The sequence below is a fragment of the Micromonospora sp. NPDC018662 genome (assembly GCF_044391475.1).
Lineage (GTDB): Bacteria > Actinomycetota > Actinomycetes > Mycobacteriales > Micromonosporaceae > Micromonospora.
Map to the genome: position 1 here is coordinate 440,211 of NZ_JBISAC010000001.1, position 21,677 is coordinate 461,887.

Consider the following 21,677-nt stretch of genomic DNA (forward strand, 5'->3'; position numbering starts at 1 on the left):
CCTGACCAGGTCAGCCCCGTGGGGGACGCACACGGCCGGAGGTGGCACTACGGGCGTGACTGCTGGAGGCAGTACCGTCAGCGCGTGAACCCGGTGGTCAAGTGGAACCCGACCAACATCGGCAACGAGATTCATGGCGGCCAAGTGCCAATCTTCCCAGTTGTTCTGCCAGGCTGGCGGCTTGTGCGGGAGTGGCGCGCCACGGTGCGCGCCTTCGCGGACCAGTGGTCGTCCGTGAGGACAGCGGACGGGGAGTTCTTCTCTGAGTATCCGGCGACGATGAATGGCTGTAGCAACCATCGCTTCCGCCTCCGGTGGCGAAGTGTCGGCGGAGTTCCTGTCCGGTTCGCTTGTGGGACCGTCGCAGGCGACGTGAACACCCTCGTCGAGGAGGAGCTACCAGAGCCGACAGCGCAGGGATGGGCACAACTTCACGGCTGCGGATGGCCCCTGTGGCGGTACGTTGCGCAGAGGGACGGCGGCAACCTCGGCGATATTGCCGTCGAAATCCAGCACTGGGAGGCCGCGGTGTAGGGCTACTCGGTGGGTACACCGGCTCTCTGCATGAGCTCCTTGGCGTAGCCCGTAAGCACCAATCCTAGGGCGCTGTTGCCGGCACCTACGATGGTGTCCACGGTCCGCATGAGCATGGTTCTCACGATGTGTTTGTCCGGCTGGCTCCGCTGCAGCTCGCCTTCGATGACTTCAGCGTTGTGCTGCACGGCCGCGGCTTGTTCGCCTGACAGACCCAGGACGGGCAGCGCTTCTGTGATGGCGTGGATCAGGGCTACGAGTTCTTCGCTGGCGATGCCGGTCGTCGTTGCGGTCTGAGTGACGCGCTCGCTGGCCCATGAGACGTTGCTACCGGACACCGGCCCGTGGAAGTGGGTGATGTTGGCGGCCTGCTCCTTCCCCCGGTTCAGGTAGGCGGCCACGTCTCCTCCTGCCTCGACACACTCTTGGCCTTTCCGTGTCAGCTGGGCCGTCAGTGGTCTGTCGTCCTTTGTTGGGTGCCGGCGGACGATCAGCCCTTCAGCATGGAGGTCGTCAGCCAGGCGTCGGAAGAGCTGCCCCGGAAGGCGACCGCCTTCGAACAAGGCGTAGTTGGTTGATTCGATTCGGTCTATCTCGCACCAAAACTCACGGTAGGGGTCTTTCTCATACAGAAATAGGAGAAGCCCGGTCGCGGCAGCGGCCCTACGCCGAGCTGGATCCTCTCTCCGAGCACGACGGGCCTCCACGTCTGCCCGACCCGCTTCGGTGATGAACGCCGATATTCCATCGAACCCCATGGTCTCCGCCAGCCTGATGAGCCCTTCCTCGTCCAAGGCTCGCAGCGTGCCACGCCACAGGTTCTGCGCCAACTGGTCGGGCTCTTGGCCCAGGAACTCAACGATGCTTGCTACGTCGCCCGGATAGTCGTACAGCCAGTCTAGAAGCTGGGCTCGGCGTACCTGGCTGCCAGTCAAGACCCATCTCCTTCGGGCGCAAGGTTTGAGAACGCCCTTCAGGAGGGTGAGCGGGCGCCATGATGATCCTAATGGCTGCCGGGTTGGCATCAGCCCGGCGAAAGCGCCGCCAGCCAGGCTCACGCGTAGCTCCGTTAGGCCTGACCCGGACTTCACCTCTCGGCCGCCGGCGGTCGCGGGCGATCTACGCATTACGAGTTGGTCCCCGGCTGCTGGTCCGCCGCCTGGTCCTGCTACTCCAGCAGGTATCCCAGTCTGCGATAGTCCGCTGCTGCTCGCCGGATTGGCTGCTTGGCGGTGGGGCTCCGCGTGCACCCACCGAAGGGAGCATGCGGCCCAACCCGCTTTCCTAGTCTGCCCAGTGCGGTTCGTGTCCGGTCGACAGCCTTCGTGCCGCAGGTGCGGGCAAGGGGGTGGACGTTGTCGATCGCCGCTGGTTGGCCATGAACGAGGCGGGAGCTGAGACAACCCAAGCTTCGGCCATCAGCACGTAGGAAGGTTGGCCATCTGCGGGACCAGTCTGACGGCTTGATGGCGGCAGCCGAGGCGTGGTCTTCGCCTACTCGCTCACTCGCTACAGGGCACCTCGCCTAGGAGCTACGAGAGTGCTTGCCTGCAGCGACACCGCTACGTCGACGGATCAAGCATTTCCGCCAAGTTCTCTATCCCAAGAAACAGCTCATCATACGTAATGATGCTGAGATCCTTGAGCGATGTTCGGAATATCTCGAAAGAGCGCCTTTGCGGCTCGGTTAGGGGAGTCTGGTGAGCGTCCCCCGCGATAACGACAGCAGTAGGACTATGTGCAGTCAGCTCCGGTGACTCATGGCGAAGTGAATGAAGGTAGTTCATGAGGGTCATGCGATACTCTAACGCCTGCACGCAGGCTCCAATCAGCTCCGCTGATGGCGGGTAGGCATTGTTGCGGTACTGAGCTCCTGCAAGTTTGGTGGAAGGCGTCTTTAGCTCAACCAGTACAGCATTCCCGCGACATTGAACTAGGAAATCGGCCACTCTGCCGCCGTGGTTCGTTACGGATTTGCCACCAACATAACACTGCTCGTTAAGCACATACGGACGACCGCTTAGGGTGGGCATCAACAGCTCAGGCCGACCCCGAAACAACCTCTGCCAAAAACCTTCGGAAGTGTTAAGCCGCTCAGACTCCCAAATATCCAGCGCCTCTCGAAACCGATTAGCGCGAGAGGGTGGAGCGGCCTCGCCATTGAGGGAGGAAACAATGGTTGCGACGCGGTCGATGTGCCGCTGGCGCATCAAGGCTAACCGCTCTGAGGTGTACTCATCGGGCAGGCGATCGATTAATTCGTGGTGGCTGGGGCAAAGCAAGAGAAGGTTTTCGTGCGACGCCTCCCCTGAAGCAGTCGTTTCGGGGTCGAACCGGGGTGCTCCGGGCATGGCTGACCTTATATAGACAACCTGTAAGATTGGCGTGCCGTCGGGAAGCCGAGATGGGTAAGGGCAGTCGCCGGCTCCGCAGGTCCCGCCGAAGTCGGCATACAGCCTCTTGATGAACGCGCGCCTGACAGCGCCTCGGCGGATCCGCAGCGTCGTGATCCGTTGAATCCGGGGTTCGAAGTCCACCGATCTTCAATACACGCAGTCGCCATGGCTTGTCGAGTGACAGGTCCGAGATTCGGAACCTTGTTCACCACTGCCCCCTAGCGCCTGACGAGCTGGTGGGGCACGGCGCGGACTTGAACCCTGAATCGCTCTGGTGGAACGTCGACCATGTTAGATGGGACGGATCGGCGCGCTGGCCTGGGCGGTGTCTCTCGTTCTCTTACAGCGATTGACAGCCCTTCTCGTGGTCGTTTGTGCCCGCCGTGTGCTCGATGATCTCGTTGAGGCGGCGCCGCTGGGAACACCTGATGCGCGAGCGGTCACGGCGGGCCGGGCAGTATTGCGGTGTCGGAAGACCGGCGGCATCCCGGGCCCTGGCCGGTGCCGGGCAGTAGGGTCGGCGTGTGCTGAACATCGATACGTCCAAGCGGCCCGTTCGTCCCGCTGAGTGGGCGGCGGTGCTGGACGCGATCTACCACGCGGAGCCAGCCGATGAACAGACCTGGCTGGAATGGAAGTCGACACTCAACCTGCGGTCCAAGGAGCAGATGGCCACGATCGTGGCCAAGGCCATCATTGCGCTGGCCAACCGCGATCCGGTAGAGGCCGCCACCCACGTCGCTGGAGTCGGAATTCTGGTGATCGGTCTGGAACCTGGCAACGTGCCCGGGGTTGAGCAGATCGACAACGCCGATCTCGACAAGATGCTCACCACCTACCTCGGTGCTGACGGGCCTGTCTGGCAGCCACACTGGGACCGCTACCAAGCCAAGACCATTCTGATCATCGAGGTCTTCCCTCCAGCATTCGGGGATCCGCCACATGCCTTCCGCAAGGAGTTCAACAACATCCCAGATGGCGCCATCTACGTACGCCGTCGGGCTCGATCCGTTCCAGCCGATCACCGCGACGTACGTCGGCTAGCTGACCGCTACGCCAACCGGCCCGAGGAAAACTCCCTCGATATCGCGGTGGCCGTCGACTACGGCGGCCCCTTGTCCCGATTCACCTGGACCGACGCCGACGTTGATGCATTCATCGAGGTGGAACGGGCTCGGCTACTGGAGCCCCTCGACGAGGTCCCGTCAACTCGGCCAAGGGGGCTCACATTCGCTGGGATGACGTTGGGCACCGATGGAGAGAGCCGCACGGCCCAGCAGTACAAGGACGAGGTTGATCAGTATCTCGACCAAGTGCGCCTCTCTTGGCCGGAAACCATGCGCTCTGTCGCGGCCTACGTCCTGCCCACGACAGTCTTCACGGTGACCAACCTGTCCACCCGCAACTACCGACAGTTGGAGGTCACGCTGCACGTCGCCGGTGACGCCGACGCGGTCGAGGTGGAACAGGACGCGGAGTTGGACCTATGGCAGCTCCTACCAGCTCAGCCTGAGAAGTGGGGAAGCCAAGCGGCAAGCTTGCTTGGCGCAACGTGGTTGCCGTACCGGCCCCCGAGCATGCCCTATGTCGGGCCTGTCGGCCCGGCGACGACCCTGGAGCGCGGCGGAAGCTTTACCCTCATTGTCCGGCCCCTGGATTTGCGTCCCCGCCAGACCGCGGTTCTCGAAGGGGACTACGTCGTGCTCATCCCGGCCACCCGCACGGACGAGGTGATTGTCTCGTGGTCCGCTACCGCCACGAACGTGGATGCCACAGCCCGAGGCCAATTTACTCTCGCCTTCGAGGGACAGGACGTTAACATCTTCGAAGAGTGCATCCGAAGCTTCGCCGAACCACCCGGCAGCGAGGAGCCGTAGCCCCCGTCGTCGGTACCTCGCTTACGAGCTCTGTGCACTTTGTCTGGCAGGGTCCGTCCATGTCCGCGACCTCGGGCGGCTGTCTGCACTCGTCCGCCGGCGACTGTCCTCGTCCCGGCCGGTTGCTGTCAGCGCTGCTGTCACGCTGCTGCCGCACGCGCGGACCGGTAGAATGCAGGAGTCCTCGTCGCACCTGGCGTGGGTCTGGCGGCTCCGTTCGATTCGGGCGTCACCGCAATGCTCGTTGTCCTACTCACGTTCCTAGCCGGGGTTCTGAAGCACTTGGTCGATGACTCCACGAAGCTCGACGAGTCAGCTAACCCGACGGCAAAGAAGGCGAGGACCGACATGGGAGCAAACATGAAGAGGGTGGCCTTCGGCCTCCTCGACACTGCCCACAACATGGGCTGCGCGGTGTCCAGTGGTCTGGCCCAGGCCAGGTGCGACGAGGTCGAGGACCTCGTCCTAGTTCACGAGGCAGACCACCAGTTCACCAACTACAGGTAAGTAGGCGACCGGCGGCCTGGCCATTGGGCCGGCCACGCGTGGTGACCTGGGCAGACGTCGTCATCATTGTTCGTCGTTGGTCGCTCACGATCGACCTACGACGGCCTGGTTACGGCTTGGCCGAATCTCGTGCTGCCTCATGAACGTTGGTCGAGCGGAGCATGAGCAAGGCCGCGCTTCTTGCTCAGCCGCCAAGAAAGATCGCCTCTACGCCTTTCAATCCGTACGCACGTTCGACAGAATCGTCTCAGCCGGCCGGGGAGTGTGGTGATGGCAGACAAGAGCTCCATCGAGTGGACCGAAGCCACGTGGAACCCGACAACCGGTTGTGACCGCATCTCGCGCGGCTGCGATCACTGCTACGCCCTGACCTTGGCGAAGCGACTGAAGGCCATGGGCTCCGCCAAGTACCAGACCGACGGTGATCCGCGCACCTCCGGCCCAGGCTTCGGGGTGGCGGTGCATCCCACTGAGTTGACCCTGCCGTTAAGGTGGCGAGACCCCCGGGTGGTGTTCGTCAACTCGATGAGTGACCTGTTCCACGCGAAGGTCCCCTTCGACTTCGTCGAACAAGTCTTCGAGGTCATGGCGGCAACCCCGCAGCACACTTACCAGGTACTCACGAAGCGAGCGGCGAGACTTGCCAAACTCGCTCCCCGGCTGACCTGGCCGGCCAATGTCTGGATGGGCGTCTCCGTCGAGGACGATGAACAGGCGGAGCGCATCGACCACCTCCGCCAGGTGCCCGCCGCCGTTCGGTTCGTCTCGGCCGAACCGCTACTCGGCCCGCTAGACGACCTCAACCTTGAAGGCATTGACTGGCTGATTGCCGGTGGTGAGTCTGGTCCCGGCTGCCGCCCTGTCGATCCCGATTGGGTGCGATCCCTGCGCGACCAGTGCACCGACGACAGGACGGCGTTCTTTTTCAAGCAGTGGGGCGGCAGAACGGCAAAGGCCGGCGGTCGGGAGCTGGACGGCCGGACATGGGATGAGATGCCGACGGCACGGGAACTGACCTCGATCGGGTAGGGGTCACTCGACGACGGAGGGCTACGGTCGCCCTATGGGCGCCGCAGCTGCTCCTTCCAGAAGTCGCCCTTACCGGTGTTCGCCACAGACGTTCCGCTTAGTAGCTTCACGGCGGCCCTCACGTGAGGGGTGCCAGCCTGACCCAACGTCGTGCCGTAGACCTCCGGTACGTGGTCGGCGGGGCAGAAGGGCCCCAGCTCGTCGAGCAGCCGCTCAAGGTTCGCTTTGATGATCTTCGTCCACTCCGGACCATGCGTCTTGCTGTAACTTCCGATCGTTGGCAACTCGTCGTCGCCAAACAGCGAGCCCTGCCCGTACTTGTCCCCCTTACGTAGCTGCTCCGTCTTCCACGCCACGGACCACTCCACGCCGGCTTTACCTAGGGAGTCTGCGAAGTGCCATGCGCCTTCGTTGCTTGTCGTGAATAGTGCTAACACGTACTTCGGCAACAGGTCCGGCCTAGGTCGTACTGGCATCTTGATCGCCTGGTATCCGGTACCGCTCGTTAGGAGCTTTTCGTATCTTTCGCACACTTCCAGGGCAATCTCTGTCGCCCGTTGGTCATCGCCTTCGTCGCGGACCCTGGCGAAGTGATCCTGCCACCAGTCGCCGCCAAGGAAGCGGTTCAATCGATCTGCGGTCTTTTGATCAGCAGGTGAGAGATCCCCGCGCTTGGAGCGGGCTACCTGGACCGCCCGGCCCATCCTGGCGACGGCCGACACGCTGAAGTGCAGCAGGACCTCGGTAGGCGGCCACGATGGCCGACCGAGCAGGGCGGCCTTGAGCACGTCGTAGTCCAACGCCGGGCCGAACGGGTCGAGAAAGGCGAACAGTGACGCGCCCTGGGCCCGCGTTAGGACTTCAGGCAGGTGCTCGTCAACCGAGCCGGGCCGAACGATGCGTTCAGCGTCGCCACCCTTCTCGTCGAGTACGCGCTTCAGGTTGGCGAAGTTGTCAGGGTTCTGCTCGACGAAGAACCCCAGCACGTTGCGATAACCCTTCACGAACTCTGCACACCGTGACAGCAGCAGCGGCGACCCCGGCTCTCCGTCGTCGTACTCGCCGCGGCCGGCGTAGCCGTCGAGAAAAACCACCCGGTTACCGTCGACACTCTTGCCCGTCTTCGACGCGAACACGACCGGGTACCGGCTCAAGATGCCGTGCTTGAACACAGCAGCCGCCTTCTTAGACGCGAAGAAGTCACTCCCGGCCACACGCCCTCCCCCGGAGCTACTGAAAGTAGCGTCACGCTAGCGGAAGGTCGCTAGATGTGGAAGATCTGCTACCGCTCCCGGGATGCTCGAAGAGCTTTGAAGGAAGCCTCCCCTGCCGCATAACACGTAAATGGTGCACCGATCCACGCAGGGTCAACTGTCGCAAATCCGACTAACTTCCGGCGTAGGATCTCGTCTGGCTGCGGCGGCGGCGCTCAACCACCCGCACTAATAGCCGTCCGGCGGAAAGTCAGATGAATCCCATTTTTCTACCGAGCCGTAAACGCCTTTGTACCAAGCCCCTATCATGCCGGACACCAACCCAAGCAGCGGCCAAGGAAGCGCTTCACCCTCGGCTGCTTCCTCAACCGTGGCCATTGTCAGTAGCATGACAGCTTGATCAAAATTCTCTTCGACCGAATATTCTCCTTCGACGTCGGCGCGAGAAATGTTTTTGTATGCATTCCTAAGCCGTTCATCGAACGCTTTCGTATACCCACCTTCGTCCATGATTCCAACGAATCGCACTGCCTCAAATCCAATGTGGGCCTGCCTCTGCCTGAAAGGGAGGTACTCGTCACCGCTTATGTCCTCCCCCTCTTGCACCTGTGCATGAAGAGCGGCCGCCCGCCTGTTCAGGTGATCCATCCGAGCACGCCAGGTCAGCCGCCGGACGACCAGCTCGTCAAAGACGTTGTCATCGGGGACTCTTAGAGTAATGAAGTCGTCTTTACTCATCAAGACCTCAAACGCATCCAGGCATTGAGCTGGCATCACGTACCAACCGATGTCTCGGGATACGTCCCATAGAACAACCACGACGGTGTCCCCCATGGTGGACCACCTCAACGCATGATCCCGCGACACTTTGACAGACCTATGTCCATTTCTGGGCCTCGCCGCTACACGCTCCCTGCTCTTAACCTGGATCCAGATTTTCGAGAGATCGACCTCACCCCGCCATGAAGTCTGCACGAACAGGTCTTCGCCATAGTCATTCTTCACTTCTTCGACGGCGGCACCCGTATTGGCTAGAACCTTGACCACAGAGGCGACAGCACGAGAAGCCAGCTCATGCTGCACAGGACGATTCGGCATAAGTCAAGCTCCATTCTTAACCGTATAGTCGGGATTCAACCTCAACGAGCAGCTTTCCGCCATCCCGTGTGCCGTCGACCCGCCCTCCTTGGGAGCGGGCCGCCGCCCGGCCCGCCACGTCAAGACGGCCTTGACGCACGGTCGGACGCTGGCGGGTCGGGCGGGGGTCTGCTCGGCTCGCCCGGGTCGACGGCACACGGGATGGCCTGCGCAACCACCCACGGACCGCAAGACGCCGACGGGGTTGCAACCATCTCGGAGCCCGAGCGCCCCCGCGGGAGGCGCAGTAACCGCAGCCCCGCGACCGGCCGCCAGCTCGTCGACGCGGCCGGCGTGCGCTTCCCTGCGCCGCGCGGGCTCGTGGCCGCGCGGCCCGGCCGGCTGCCGGCCCATCACCACCCGGGTCAACGCCCCCTGTCGTTCTGTGGCGGCTCCTTGGGCTTTCCGCTCCCCGCGCCAGCCGCCGGGCGTGTTGCGTGGCCGGAGTCGGAGCGCCAGCGGAGCGACGGACGCGCGCCCAGGCGGCGGCGCGTGCGGCCCGTTCAGGGCCGCCTTGATAGACGTACAGAAAGTCCTCCCACACCGGCCGGCAGCCGGCCGTCCTGCTCCGGTGCAGAGGTCACGGCGGGTTGACGTGTCGGTACCCGGTGCTACTCTGGCGCTCGTCGAGCACGCTAGCGCGGCCTTCCTGCCGGATCGCTGGACTCGACGTCGAAGATGCTGAGCGGCCTTCCTGCCGCTGATGCGGGCCACGTCCCGCCGGCTCTCGATCGCACCGGCCACCATGCCGGTCTCCCGAATCCGTTGAGCGGCCCAGCACGGTCTTTACTGCCGTCCTCGATGGTCCGGATTCGCACACCTCCACGGGTGGGAAGCCTGCGGCAATCCGCCGGATGCCGATATTCCAGGCTCCCCACCCGTGCCGGCTCACTCATCGGGCTCGACGAGCGCGAAAGGACATGACCCATCGGCGGGCAGTGGTACGACCACGTTTCCGCCCTCCGGCGTCAGCCGCCCTCTCGGTGGTGCCAGGAGACATGACGAACACCACCAGCGGACACGCGTCCACGGCTGGTGGTGCTTCGTCTCCCGTCCCTGCCACCCCCTGATGAGGAGATAAGTCGTGTCCACCACCCCGCTCGCCCTCTACCGGCCCGGTCTCGCCGTCGGCCGTGACGCCCAAGTCCTGCACCGCGCTGCCTCGCCAGAGTTCTCCGGCTGGATGGAGCACGCCCGCCCCGCCGGCGGCTGTGCTCGCCCGATCCGCCTCACCGGCACCATCGCCGCCGTCGGCCGGAACACCGGCCGCATCACCGGCCAGCTGCACACCGACGAGCTGCCCGACCGGACGCTCTACAAGGCGTGCGGAAACCGCCGCGAATCGGTGTGCCCGGACTGCGCCTGGGTCTACCAGGGCGACGCCTACCAAGTCGTCTGTCGCGGCCTGACCGGCGGCAAGGGCGTCCCCGACTCGGTCGCCCGGCACCCGGTCGTCTTCGCCACCTTCACCGCCCCGTCCTTCGGCCCGGTCCACCACCGCCACGTTCCTCAACACACCTGCCGCAACCGGCAGCGCTGCGACTGCCGACCCTCCCCCTGCCACCCCCGCAGCAACGCCGGAACCTGCAAGCACGGACAGCCCGTAGCGTGCTTCGCCCGCCACGACGCCGACGATCCGCGGCTCGGACAGGCGTTGTGCCTCGACTGCTACGACCACGCCCACCAGGTCGTCTGGAACTACTTCTCCGGCGAGCTGTGGCGGCGCACCAAACAGGCCATCGACCGCCACCTCGCCACGCTCTGCCGTCGACGCGGTATCCCGAAGGTCGGCATCGTCACCGCCTCCGGAAAGGTCCGCTGGGTGCCGCCCGTGCGGGTGTCCCATGGCAAGGTCGCCGAGATGCAGCGCCGGGCCGCCGTGCACTTCCACGTCCTGCTGCGCCTCGACGGCGTCGACCCCAACGATCCGGACGCCCTCGTACCGCCACCGGCCGGCATCACCGTCGACGACCTGGAGGACGCGATCCACGCCGCCGTCCGGCAGATCACCATCACCACACCCGCGCACCCCGACCGGCCGCAAGGGTGGCTGATCGCCTGGGGCGAGCAGGTCGACGTCCGACGCATCAACAGCAGCGACGGCGAGTTGACCGACGGCAAGGTCGCCGCCTACCTAGCCAAGTACGCCACCAAGGCCACCGAAGCCACCGGCCACACCTCCACCCGGCTCACCCCGGCCACCATCGACGACTACGCCGACCCCGGAGGCGACCACACCGCCCGCCTCATCGACGCCTGCTGGCACCTCGGCCGCCCCACCCACACCGACACCAGCAGCGGCGCCGCAACCACCGACAACCGTCAAGACAGCCTTGACACCAAACCCAACCCCTACTGCGGGCTGCGCCGCTGGGCCCACATGCTCGGCTTCGGCGGTCACTTCCTCACCAAGGCCCGCCGCTACTCCGTCACCTTCCGCCTGCTCCGCGACACCCGCGCCACCTACCGGCGCGAAGAGGACGACCAACCGGCCGACACGATCACCGTCGGCACTCTCACCTACCTCGGGTCCGGCTGGCTCACCGAAGGCGACGCCCTGCTCGCCAATACCGCCGCCCACCAGCGGCGCGAAAGCAGACGCATCGGCCGGGAAGAACTCGCCCACGAGTCGTGGCTAGGGGTGGCCGCATGACCCACGACCTTCGCCCCCGCTGGTACTCGCCGGCCGAGGTCGCCGTCCTGCTCGGCTTCGGCATCTCCAAGGTCAAGATGAAGATCGCCACCGGCGAACTGCGCTCCATCAAGGACGGCAAGTACCGCCGCATCCTCCCCGAATGGGTCGACGACTACATCCGCGAACAGGTCGCACGCCAGGAGGCCGCCTGATGCCCGGACGCGCACGAGCCAACGGCGAAGGCTCGATCTTCCCGTACCGGAACGGGTTTGCCGCGTACGTCTGGGTCGAGAAGCCCGACGGCAAGCGGGGCCGGAAGTGGGTCTACGGCAACACCCGCGAGGCAGTCCACGACAAGTGGATCAAGCTGCACGGGCAGGCCAAGGCCGGCCCGGTGGCGACGCGCTCTCCGACAGTGGGGGAATACGCCGGCTACTGGCTGCGCGAGATCGTCAAGCCGAACCTGGCCCCGGGCAGCTACGTCACCTACGAGGTGGTGGTCCGGCTCTACCTCGTGCCGGGGCTGGGTCGGAAGCGCCTCGACAAGCTTCGGGTCAGCGACGTGCAGACCTGGATCAACGAGGTGGGGCGGACCTGCCAGTGCTGTGCCCAGGGCAAGGACGAGCGGCGAAAGCCCGTCCAGCGTCGCTGCTGCGCCCTCGGCCGCTGCTGCCGGGATCTGCCCTCGGCAACCAGCGTCACCCACCTGCGGACCGTGCTCCGGACACTGCTGTCCCAGGCGATCACTGAAGGGCTGATCTCCCGCAACGTGGCGTCTCTGGTCAAGCTGCCCCCGGTTCGGAAGCGCAAGCGGAAGGCGTGGACGAGCGACGAGGCACGGCGTTTCCTGGAGTCGGCCCGCGCCGACGACGACCCGCTCTACGCCGCGTACGTCCTGGTCCTGGTGCTCGGTCTGCGCAAGGGCGAGATGTTGGGGCTCACCTGGGCTGACGTTGACCTCGACGCGGGGGAGCTGACCATCGATCGGCAGCTCCAGCGGGTCGGTGCCGAACTGCTGCACCGGGAGACGAAGACGGCCGCCTCGGACGCCACCCTGCCGCTGCCGGACATCTGCACTGTGGCCCTCGACCGCCGCTGCGCCGCCCAGGCCGCCGCCCGGGAGGACGCCGGCCCGGCTTGGCAGCCCTCAGACCTGATCTTCACCACCCGCTACGGCCGACCGGTCGAGCCACGGAACTTCAACCGCTTCTGGGACCGGCGCTGCGACGCGGCCGGCGTCCGGCGGATCACGGTCCGGGACGCCCGGCGGACCTGCGCCTCGCTCCTGGCGGACCTGGACGTGCATCCCCGGGTGGCGATGCAGATCCTCCGGCACGCGCAGTTCGCCATCACCATGGAGATCTACACGGTGGTGTCCTCGGCGGCCACCCGCGACGCGCTTAAGCGGCTCGGCAGCGCGCTGGACCGGTAAGCACTACTGCTGTACTTCGCTGCTGTACGAGCCGTGCTGACCAAAACAGCGGCCCCGCAAAGGGCCGCTGACCTGCGGGAGAGTGGGCCGCCAGGGACTCGAACCCTGAACCTATGGATTAAAAGTCCACAGCTCTGCCATTGAGCTAGCGGCCCGCCCGCCCAGGCTACCGGAACCTCCCCGCGCCGGGCTTCCGCCTTCCACCGCCGCCGGGGGAACGAGGTTCCACGGCAGGCGTCGGTCCTGCGGCGGGAGGGGCCGCCCGTCGCGCCCAACCGGCGTCCGTCCGCCGGCAGATCCGCCCGACCAGCACCCTGACCTGCCGCCGGGCCGCCCCATGTCGATCGGGCGCTACCGGTTGTGGAGTTGGTGGAACGGGTCTAACCTCCGTTTCTTAAACCGGTTTAGTCGTACGCCCGACGAGGGAGGTGCCGGTGACCCGGCCAGGTCGACCAACCATCCGCGACGTCGCCCGCGCGGCCGGCGTATCGAAGGGGCTGGTGTCCTTCGCGCTCAACGGCCGACCCGGGGTGGCCGACGAGACGCGGGAGCGGATCCTCACCGCCGCCCGCGCCCTGGGCTGGGAGCCGAGCCACCGGGCCCGCGCCCTGTCCGCCTCGCGGGCGTTCGCGGTGGGCCTGGTGATCGCCCGCCCGCCCGAGCTGCTCGGCGCGGACCCGTTCTTCCCCGCCTTCATCGCCGGGGTGGAGCGGACCCTGTCCGACCGGGGGCAGGCGCTCGTCCTCCAGGTGGTGCCGGAGTCGACCGAGGAGGCCGGCTACCGGCGGTTGGCCGCCGACGGCCGGGTGGACGGGGTCTTCCTGCTCGACCTGCGGGTGGACGACCCACGGCTCGCGCTGCTGGAACAGCTCGGGCTGCCGGCGGTGACCATCGCCCGGCCGATGGCGCCCACCCGCTGGCCGGCGCTGCTGATCGACGACCGGCCGGGCATCGCCGCGGCGGTCGCCCACCTGGTCGAGCTGGGGCACCGCCGGATCGGGCACGTCGCCGGGCCGGACCACTTCCTGCACGGCCGGGTCCGCCGGTTGGCCTGGGAACGGGCGTTGGCGGACGCGGGCCTGCCCGCCGACCTGTGCGTGGCGTCGGACTTCTCGGCGGCCGGTGGCGCGCAGGCCACCCGCACGTTGCTCGACCGGGCCGAGCGGCCGACCGCGATCGTGTACGCCAACGACCTGATGGCCATCGCCGGGCTCGCGGTGGCCCGGGAACTCGGCGTCGACGTGCCCGGGCAGCTCTCGGTGACCGGCTTCGACGACGCGGAGCTGGCCGGCTACGTCAGCCCGCCGCTGACCACCGTGCGGACCGACCCGTTCGAGTGGGGTCGGGCGGCCGCGCACGTCCTGCTCGAACTCATCGACGGCGAGCCCGTGGCCGACGTGGCCACGCCGCCCGCGCAGCTCGTTCTCCGCGCCTCCACCGCACCACCACCGGCGTCGCCCGTCCAGCGGCGCCGTCCCCCCGCACCGTCCCGATCGGAGCAGACATGAAACGCACCCTTCCGGCCCTGCTGCTGACCGCCGCCCTCGTCGTCACCGCGGGCTGCGACGGCAGCGGCGGTGGCGGCGACGCCGCCGAGGCCAACGCCGCCCGCGGGCCGATCGACATCTGGCTCTCCAACAACCAGGAGGAGCTGGCCTGGGGCAAGGCGATGGTCGAGGCGTGGAACGCGCAGCACGCCGACCAGAAGATCACCGCCCAGGAGATCCCGGCGGGCACCAGCTCGGAGGAGGTGATCGGGGCCGCCATCACCGCCGGCAACGCACCCTGTCTGATCTTCAACACCGCGCCGGCGGCCGTGCCGCAGTTCCAGAAGCAGGGCGGACTGGTCGCCCTGGACTCGTTCGACGGCGGCGCCGCCTACATCGCCGAGCGCACCGGCCAGACGGCCGAGCAGTACAAGTCGCCGGACGGCAAGTTCTACCAGCTGCCGTGGAAGTCGAACCCGGTGATGATCTTCTACAACAAGGCGATCTTCGCCAAGGCCGGCCTGGACCCGGAGCGGCCCTCGCTGGCGACGTACGACGAGTTCCTCGCCGCCGCCCGGAAGATCAAGTCTTCGGGTGCCGCGCAGGCCGCCATCTACCCGGCCCCGACCAGCGAGTTCTTCCAGTCCTGGTTCGACTTCTACCCGCTGTTCGCGGCCGAGACCGGCGGCAAGCAGCTCGTCGACCAGGGCAAGGCCCAGTTCGACTCGCCGGAGGGCCAGCGCGTCGCGGAGTTCTGGAAGACGCTCTACGCCGAGGGCCTCGCCCCGAAGGAGAAGTACAACGGTGACTCGTTCGCCGACGGCAAGGCCGCCATGGCCATCGTCGGCCCGTGGGCGATCTCGGTGTACGGCAGCAAGGTGAAGTGGGGCGCGGTGCCGGTGCCGACGTCCACCGGCAAACCGGCCGACCAGATCCGCACCTTCAGCGACGCGAAGAACGTCGCCATGTACTCCGCCTGCCAGAACCGGGCCACCGCCTGGGACGTGATGCGCTTCGCCACCAGCAAGGAGCAGGACGGCGCGCTGCTGGCCAAGACCGGCCAGATGCCGCTGCGCACCGACCTGGCCGCCGCCTACCCGGACCACTTCGCCAAGAACCCGGCCTACCAGGCCTTCGCCGACCAGGCGGCCCGGACGGTCGAGGTGCCGAACGTGCCGAACTCGGTGGCCGTCTGGCAGGCGTTCCGCGACGCGTACTCCGAGTCGGTGATCTTCGGTAAGAAGCCGGTGCCCGACGCCCTCTCCGGCGCCGCGGACAAGGTCGACCAGCTCGCCACCGGCTCCTGATGTCCACCGCCCACACCGCGGCGGCCCCCGCCCCCGGGGCCGCCGCGCGGAGCCCGAGACCGGCGGGCCGGGGCCCGGTGGCGGCCGTGCTGGGTCGCCACCCGGTGGGCATGGTGCTGGCCGCGCCGTACGCCGTGTTCATCGCCGTGGTGTTCGCCTACCCGCTCGGGTTCGCGATCTGGATGAGCTTCCACGACTACTTCTTCGCCGCGCCCGGTGCGGTGGTGGACCGGCCCTTCGTCGGGCTGGACAACTACCGCGCGGTGCTCGCCGACCCCGCGGTCCGCCAGTCGTTCGCCAACATCGGGATCTTCCTGGTCATCAACGTGCCGCTGACCACGGTGCTGGCGCTGCTGCTGGCGGTCGCGCTGAACCGGGTGGTGCACGCCCGGACGTTCCTGCGGGTCGCGTTCTACGTGCCGTACGTGACTGCCAGCGTCGCGGTGGTCGGCGTGTGGCTGTTCCTGTTCAACGCCGACGGCCTGGTCAACTCCGCGCTCGGCCCGCTGGCGCCCGACCCGTCCTGGCTGGTCAACGCCGGGCTGGCAATGCCGGTCATCGCGGTGTTCGTGGTCTGGAAGCAGCTCGGCTTCTTCATCCTGCTCTACCTCGCCGCGCTCCAGAACGTGCCGAAGGAGCTGTACGAGTCGGCGTCGGTCGACGGCGCGGGCTGGTGGCGGCGGTTCCGGTCGGTGACCGTGCCGGCGGTCCGCCCGGCGACCGCCCTGGTGGTCATCCTGGCCACCATCACCGGCGCCAACCTGTTCACCGAGCCCTATCTGCTCACCGGCGGCGGCGGCCCGAACGGGGCGTCCGCCTCGCCGGTGCTGGTGATGTACCAGCGCGGCATCCAGCAGGGCCAGCCGGACGTGGCCGCCGCCATCGGCGTGCTGCTGGTGATCGGGGTGCTGATCATCTCGTTGGTCAACCGCCGGCTGATCGAGAGGGACTGACGTGACACCGACCTCCACCGCCCGGTGGCCAGGACTGCTCCGCTACGTGGCGCTGTTCGCCGGGGCCCTGCTGTTCCTCTTTCCCTTCTACTACATGCTGATCGGCAGCCTGCAGTCCGAACCGGACACCTCGGTCGCCGGGGCGTTCCCCACCTCCGGCCTGACCTTCGACAACTACCGGGACATCAACTCCCGGGTCGACCTGCTCGGCTCGCTGATCAACTCCGGCGTCTTCACCGGCGGTGTCATCCTCGGCACCGTCGTCTTCGGGGTGCTCGCCGGCTATGCGCTGGCCCGACTGCGGTTCCGCGGCCGGGGCACGCTGTTCGCCCTGGTGCTGCTGGTCCAGGTGATTCCCTTCCAGCTCCTGCTGATCCCGCTCTACGTGCTGATCGTGCGCGGCTACGGGCTGGCCGACTCCTACCTCGGGATGATCCTGCCGTTCGCGATCAACACCACAGCGGTCTTCGTCTTCCGGCAGTTCTTCCTGCAACTGCCGGACGAGCTGTTCGCCGCCGCCCGCATCGACGGCGCCGGCGAGCTGCGGCTGCTCTGGTCGGTGGCGTTGCCGCTGGTCCGGCCCGCGCTGCTGACCGCGGTGCTGCTCACGTTCATCGGGCCGTGGAACGAGTTCCTCTGGCCCTTCCTGATCACCAAGCAGGCGGACATGCAGCCGCTGGCGGTCTCCCTGGCCAACTACATCAGCAACGTGGCGGCCCGCGCCGCCAACCCGTACGGGGCCGTGCTGGCCGGCGCCTGTGTGCTCGCCGCGCCGGCCGTCGGCCTCTTCGTGGCCTTCCAACGACACTTCATCTCCACCGACATCGGCTCCGGTGTGAAAGGTTGACATGCGATCCCTCGAGACCACTGTTCCCTACACGCTGACCCGGCTGGGCGTGCTGATGGCGCCCGACCCGGCCGAACCGTTCGAGGCCGCCGGGGTGCTCAACCCGGCGAGCGGGCGTACCCCGGACGGTCGGCTGCACCTGCTGCCCCGGCTGGTCGCCGACGGCAACGTGTCCCGCGTCGGGCTCGCCGAGGTCGAGCTGCGTGACGGCGTACCGGTCGGCGTGCGCCGGCACGGCGTCGTGCTGGCCCCGGACGAGGGCTGGGAGCGCGGCCTGCACAACGCCGGGGTGGAGGACCCGCGCACCACCTGGGTGCCGGACCTCGGCCAGCACCTGATGACCTACGTGGCGTACGGGCCGCTCGGGCCCCGCCTCGCGCTGGCCGTCTCCACCGACCTGCGCTCCTGGCGGCGGCTCGGCCCGGTGCAGTTCGCCTACCAGCCCGACCTGGACACCGACCTCAACCTGTTCCCCAACAAGGACGCGGTGTTCTTCCCCGAGCCGGTGCCCGGCCCGGACGGCCGGCCCTGCTACGCCATGCTGCACCGACCGATGTGGGACCTCGGCTGGTTCCGCCCCGGCGAGGGCGTGCACCTGCCGGCCGGCACCACCGACGAGCGGCCCGGCATCTGGATCTCGTACGTGCCGGCGGCCGAGGTGCACGCCGACGTCACCGCGCTGGCCCGCCCCCGCGACCACCGCGTGGTGGCGCTCTCCGAGTTCCCCTACGAGGAGCTGAAGATCGGGGCCGGCCCGCCGCCGCTGCGGGTGCCCGAGGGCTGGCTGCTCATCCACCACGGGGTGACCGGGTACGCCCCCGCCGGTTGGGACCCCACCACCCAACGCGTCGAGTACGCCGCCGGGGCGATGCTGCTGGACCCGGCCGACCCGTCCCGGGTGCTGGCCCGCACCGCCGAGCCCATCCTCGTGCCGGACACCGAGGACGAGAAGGCCGGCACCGTGCCCAACGTCGTCTTCCCCACCGCGATCGAGGAGGTCGACGGGGTGCGGTTCGTGTTCTACGGGATGGCGGACACGAAGATCGGCGTCGCCCGGCTCGACCGCACCCCCTGAGCCCCCGAGGAGACCATCATGAAACGCCGATCGGTCCTGCTGGGCGGCAGCCTCGCGCTGACCGCACCCCTGCTGGCGCCGGCCTCCGCCGGGGCCGCCACCACCAACGCGTTGACGAACCTGTCCCACCTGGACCATCTGGGTGACCGGGTCACCCCGCCCGCGCAGGCGGGGCACACCACGTACCGGCTCGCCGACACGCCGGCGGTCGGGGTGCTGTGGACGTACGCCGAGCCGACCCCGGACGGCCCGTACCGCCGGGTCGGCGGCGGGGCGTACGACCCGGCGACTGACACCTGGGGGCAGGGCGCCTACAACGCCGACGACATCGCCCGCGCCGCCGTGGTCTACCTGCGGCACTGGCGGTCCACCGGCGCCGCCACCAGCCGCGACGCCTCGTACGCCCTGCTGCGGGGGCTGACCTATCTCCAGACCGCGACCGGGCCGAACGCCGGGAACGTGGTGCTCTGGATGCAGCCGGACGGCACGCTGAACCCGAGCGCCGAGCCGGTCGAACTGCCCGACCCGTCCGACAGCGGCCCGTCGTACTGGCTGGCCCGCACGATCTGGGCGCTGGGCGAGGGGTACGCCGCCTGGCGTACCGCCGACCCCGGGTTCGCGGCGTTCCTGCGGGAGCGACTCGACCTCGCGGTCGCCGCGGTGGAGCGTCAGGTGCTCGTCCGGTACGGCACGTGGCAGGTCGTCGACGGCGAGCGGACGCCCGGCTGGCTCATCGCCGACGGCGCGGACGCCACCGCGGAGGCCGTCCTGGGGCTGGCCGCGTACGTGCGGGCCGGTGGTGGCGCCGGCGCCCGACGGGCGCTGAGCCGGTTCGCCGAGGGCATCGCCGCGCTCTCCGACGGGAACGTCCGGGAATGGCCGTTCGGCGCGGTACGCCCCTGGGCGCTGTCCCGGTCGGTGTGGCATGCCTGGGGTTCGCAGATGCCCGCCGCGCTGGCCGTCGCCGCACGCGTGCTCGACGACCGGCGGCTGCTGCCGGCGGCGGTGGCCGACGCGGCGGTCTTCACGCCGTGGCTGCTCACCTCCGGCGGCCCGGACAACGGGCGGCAACCGACGCCGACGGACCGGTCGCAGATCGCCTACGGCGTGGACTCGCGGGTGCAGTCGCTGCTCGCCGTCGCCGACGCCACCGGGCGCGACGGGTTCCGGCAGCTCGCCGGCATGGTGGCCGCCTGGTACTTCGGCGCCAACGCGGCCGGCGTGCCCGGCTACGACCCGACGACCGGGCGCACCGTCGACGGCATCGCCGGTGACGGGACGGTCAACCGCAACGCCGGCGCCGAGTCGACCATCCACGGCCTGCTCAGCATGCTGGCGCTGGACGCCCACCCCGAGGTGGCGGCGCTGGCCCGGCAGGGCCGGATCGTGGCGCGGGTCGGCGGCTCCACGGTGGAGGCCGAGCAGGCCACGTTGACCGGTGGCGCGGAGGTGGTCACCCCCGACTCGACGTGGACCGGCGAGTCCGCGTTCAGCGGCGCGTACGCCCTGCTGCCGGCCGGCGCGACCGCCCGCTGGCGGTTGCCGGCGGCGGATCAGCCCCGGCTGGTGCTGCCGGTGGTCGAGCTGCGGCCGGGCAGTCGGGCCGTCACCCGGTGGTCCGCCTCCACCGCCGGCCGGGAGCGGCCAGTGGGCACCGTCCGGCACGGGCGGGTCGGTGCCCAGGGGACCTCACCGGCGCCCGGCGCGCTGCTGCCGGTGACGCCGAGCGGCCCGGCGGAGGTGCCGGCCGACGCCGCCGACCTGGTCGCCGTCTCGGCCGGCGGTGACGCAGTGGTCGACGCGGTCCTGCTCGAACCGCTGGTCTCCCGGTACGTGATCGCCGGCCCCGGGTCGACGACGGCGCTGCTGCGCAGTGCCGCCCGCACGCCCCGGACCGTCCCGGTCACCGTGCCCGGCCCGGGGACGGCGTGCGTCGAGACGTACGACGCGCAGGGCGTGCGGCGGTCCCGGACCCGGGCCCGGGGTGGCACGGTGCCGGCGGTGGTGCTGCCCGGCGGCTTCACAGTCGTCCGACGGTGACACGTGCGTACCCGGGCGGGCAGCCGCCCGGGTACGCACGCCCCGGAGCGGTTGCTGTCCGGTTCAGCGGGTACCGCACCGACCATGCGCATCGTGATCGTGGGGGCCACCGGCAACGTGGGGACCGCCGTACTCCGCCGGCTGCGGCAGGAGTCGGCGGCCGAACTGGTCGGCGTGGCCCGCCGGCTGCCCGGGCCGGGCGCCGGTGAGCCGTACGACGACGTCCAGTGGCACTCCTGTGACATCGGCGCCCCCGGCGCGGCCGACGAGCTGGTGCGGATCTTCGCCGGGGCGCGGGCGGTCGTGCACCTGGCCTGGCAGATCCAGCCCAGCCACGACCGGCGCACGCTCTACCGGACCAACGTCGGCGGCAGCCGCGCGGTGATCGAGGCCACCGTCCGGGCCGGCGTGCCCGCCCTGGTGTACGCCTCATCCGTCGGCACCTACGCGCCCGGCCCGAAGGACCACCCGGTCAGCGAGAACTGGCCGGCGACCGGCGTGCGGACGTCGTCGTACAGCCGGGACAAGGCCGAGGTGGAGGCGCTGCTGGACGACGTGCAGCGGGAGCACCCGGAACTGCGGGTGGTCCGGCTGCGGCCGGGCCTGATCTTCCAGCGCGACGCCGGCACGGAGATCAGCCGCTACTTCCTCGGCCCGCTGGTGCCGGTGCGGCTGCTGCGCTACGGCCGGATCCCGCTGGTGCCGTCGCACAGGCGGCTCCGGATGCAGGCGGTGCACGCCGACGACGTGGCCGACGCTTACGCCCGGGCGGTCCTGGGCGACGCGCGCGGCGCGTTCAACGTGGCGACCGACCCGGTGCTGACGCCGGCGCTGGTGGCGCGGCACTTCCACGGCTGGACCGTGCCGGTGGCGGTGCCGGTGCTGCGCGCCGCGGCGGCGGTGACCTGGCGGGCCCGGCTGCAACCGGTCGACACCGGCTGGGTCGACCTGGCGTTGAACGTCCCCCTGATGTCCACCGAGCGGGCCGAGGCCGACCTCGGCTGGACGCCCGCTGTCGACACGGTGACCGCCCTGAAGGACCTGATCGCCGGCATGTCCACCAGGGCGGGGACCGCCGCGCCGCCCCTGTCGACCGACCCCACCCTCCCCGGCCGCTGACCCCCTACCCCCACCCCTCGTTGCCTCGCGCGCTGATTCACGGAAAGAGTGCCCATCCGACCGCGAATAGCCACTCTTTCCGTGAATC

The 21,677-nt window shown here is 68.4% G+C and carries 18 protein-coding genes and 1 tRNA gene; 14 read left to right on the top strand and 5 right to left on the bottom strand.

The features are described from left to right. The first annotated feature begins 84 nt into the window (after nucleotides 1-84). On the top strand, nucleotides 85-534 hold the full coding sequence (locus ACH495_RS02175) for a hypothetical protein (RefSeq protein ID WP_396855922.1): 450 nt from the start codon (nucleotides 85-87) through the stop codon (nucleotides 532-534). Nucleotides 535-536: 2 nt separating this feature from the next. On the opposite strand, the gene ACH495_RS02180 is transcribed toward ACH495_RS02175, so the two are convergent. Both ACH495_RS02180 and ACH495_RS02185 read right to left on the bottom strand, forming a co-directional pair. After that, nucleotides 537-1,469, bottom strand: coding sequence for a hypothetical protein (locus ACH495_RS02180; RefSeq protein WP_396855923.1), 933 nt, complete (start codon nucleotides 1,467-1,469; stop codon nucleotides 537-539). A gap of 627 nt (nucleotides 1,470-2,096) precedes the next feature. Then, nucleotides 2,097-2,885, bottom strand: coding sequence for a Shedu immune nuclease family protein (locus tag ACH495_RS02185; protein WP_396855924.1), 789 nt, complete (start codon nucleotides 2,883-2,885; stop codon nucleotides 2,097-2,099). Nucleotides 2,886-3,454: 569 nt separating this feature from the next. Between ACH495_RS02185 and ACH495_RS02190 the strand changes: the two genes are divergently transcribed. The 3 genes from ACH495_RS02190 (at nucleotide 3,455) to ACH495_RS02200 (ending at nucleotide 6,343) form a co-directional block, all read left to right on the top strand. Beyond that, nucleotides 3,455-4,807: a helix-turn-helix domain-containing protein gene (locus tag ACH495_RS02190; RefSeq protein WP_396855925.1), complete on the top strand. Its 1,353-nt coding sequence runs from the start codon at nucleotides 3,455-3,457 to the stop codon at nucleotides 4,805-4,807. 198 nt (nucleotides 4,808-5,005) lie between these two features. Beyond that, entirely contained in the window at nucleotides 5,006-5,314 is a 309-nt protein-coding gene (locus ACH495_RS02195; protein ID WP_396855926.1) for a hypothetical protein, read from the top strand. A 270-nt stretch (nucleotides 5,315-5,584) separates the two neighbouring features. Further along, nucleotides 5,585-6,343 carry a DUF5131 family protein gene (locus tag ACH495_RS02200; RefSeq protein ID WP_396855927.1) on the top strand — a complete coding sequence of 253 codons (759 nt, stop codon included), beginning with the start codon at nucleotides 5,585-5,587 and terminating at the stop codon, nucleotides 6,341-6,343. A 32-nt stretch (nucleotides 6,344-6,375) separates the two neighbouring features. On the opposite strand, the gene tcmP is transcribed toward ACH495_RS02200, so the two are convergent. Together tcmP and ACH495_RS02210 are read right to left on the bottom strand one after the other, a co-directional pair. Beyond that, complete coding sequence (tcmP, locus tag ACH495_RS02205) at nucleotides 6,376-7,557, bottom strand: three-Cys-motif partner protein TcmP (protein ID WP_396855928.1); 1,182 nt, start codon at nucleotides 7,555-7,557, stop codon at nucleotides 6,376-6,378. Nucleotides 7,558-7,785: 228 nt separating this feature from the next. Beyond that, nucleotides 7,786-8,640, bottom strand: a complete 855-nt coding sequence (locus ACH495_RS02210) for a DUF4365 domain-containing protein (protein ID WP_396855929.1) — start codon at nucleotides 8,638-8,640, stop codon at nucleotides 7,786-7,788. A 1,138-nt stretch (nucleotides 8,641-9,778) separates the two neighbouring features. On the opposite strand from ACH495_RS02210, the gene ACH495_RS02215 reads away from it, so the two are divergent. Genes ACH495_RS02215 through ACH495_RS02225 form a run of 3 tightly spaced genes read left to right on the top strand, consistent with a single transcriptional unit; the run spans nucleotide 9,779 to nucleotide 12,761 of the window. Beyond that, nucleotides 9,779-11,347, top strand: a complete 1,569-nt coding sequence (locus ACH495_RS02215) for a replication initiator (protein ID WP_396855930.1) — start codon at nucleotides 9,779-9,781, stop codon at nucleotides 11,345-11,347. Next, the gene (locus ACH495_RS02220) at nucleotides 11,344-11,541 is read left to right on the top strand and encodes an excisionase family DNA-binding protein (protein ID WP_396855931.1); all 198 of its coding nucleotides are present in this window, start codon (nucleotides 11,344-11,346) and stop codon (nucleotides 11,539-11,541) included. The genes ACH495_RS02215 and ACH495_RS02220 overlap by 4 nt, the downstream gene beginning before the upstream one ends. Beyond that, nucleotides 11,541-12,761, top strand: coding sequence for a tyrosine-type recombinase/integrase (locus ACH495_RS02225; protein WP_396855932.1), 1,221 nt, complete (start codon nucleotides 11,541-11,543; stop codon nucleotides 12,759-12,761). The genes ACH495_RS02220 and ACH495_RS02225 overlap by 1 nt, the downstream gene beginning before the upstream one ends. An 83-nt stretch (nucleotides 12,762-12,844) precedes the next feature. Here the strand turns inward: ACH495_RS02225 and ACH495_RS02230 are convergent. Beyond that, a tRNA-Lys gene (locus ACH495_RS02230) sits at nucleotides 12,845-12,916 on the bottom strand. Nucleotides 12,917-13,195: 279 nt separating this feature from the next. Between ACH495_RS02230 and ACH495_RS02235 the strand changes: the two genes are divergently transcribed. From ACH495_RS02235 to ACH495_RS02265, 7 genes are all read left to right on the top strand, one after another. Then, a complete protein-coding gene (locus ACH495_RS02235; protein ID WP_396855933.1) occupies nucleotides 13,196-14,269 on the top strand; it encodes a LacI family DNA-binding transcriptional regulator in 1,074 nt (357 codons plus the stop codon). Beyond that, nucleotides 14,266-15,555, top strand: a complete 1,290-nt coding sequence (locus tag ACH495_RS02240) for an ABC transporter substrate-binding protein (protein WP_396855934.1) — start codon at nucleotides 14,266-14,268, stop codon at nucleotides 15,553-15,555. Before ACH495_RS02235 ends, ACH495_RS02240 begins: the two co-directional genes overlap by 4 nt. Next, nucleotides 15,555-16,508 (top strand): carbohydrate ABC transporter permease, encoded by a 954-nt coding sequence (locus tag ACH495_RS02245; protein ID WP_396855935.1) that lies wholly within the window; start codon nucleotides 15,555-15,557, stop codon nucleotides 16,506-16,508. The genes ACH495_RS02240 and ACH495_RS02245 overlap by 1 nt, the downstream gene beginning before the upstream one ends. 1 nt (nucleotide 16,509) lies before the next feature. Further along, nucleotides 16,510-17,355, top strand: a complete 846-nt coding sequence (locus ACH495_RS02250) for a carbohydrate ABC transporter permease (RefSeq protein WP_396855936.1) — start codon at nucleotides 16,510-16,512, stop codon at nucleotides 17,353-17,355. Between the two features lies 1 nt (nucleotide 17,356). Next, complete coding sequence (locus ACH495_RS02255) at nucleotides 17,357-18,430, top strand: hypothetical protein (RefSeq protein WP_396855937.1); 1,074 nt, start codon at nucleotides 17,357-17,359, stop codon at nucleotides 18,428-18,430. A gap of 18 nt (nucleotides 18,431-18,448) precedes the next feature. Continuing rightward, nucleotides 18,449-20,470, top strand: coding sequence for a hypothetical protein (locus ACH495_RS02260; RefSeq protein WP_396855938.1), 2,022 nt, complete (start codon nucleotides 18,449-18,451; stop codon nucleotides 20,468-20,470). Nucleotides 20,471-20,554: 84 nt separating this feature from the next. Then, entirely contained in the window at nucleotides 20,555-21,589 is a 1,035-nt protein-coding gene (locus ACH495_RS02265; RefSeq protein ID WP_396855939.1) for an NAD-dependent epimerase/dehydratase family protein, read from the top strand. The last annotated feature ends 88 nt before the right edge of the window (nucleotides 21,590-21,677 follow it).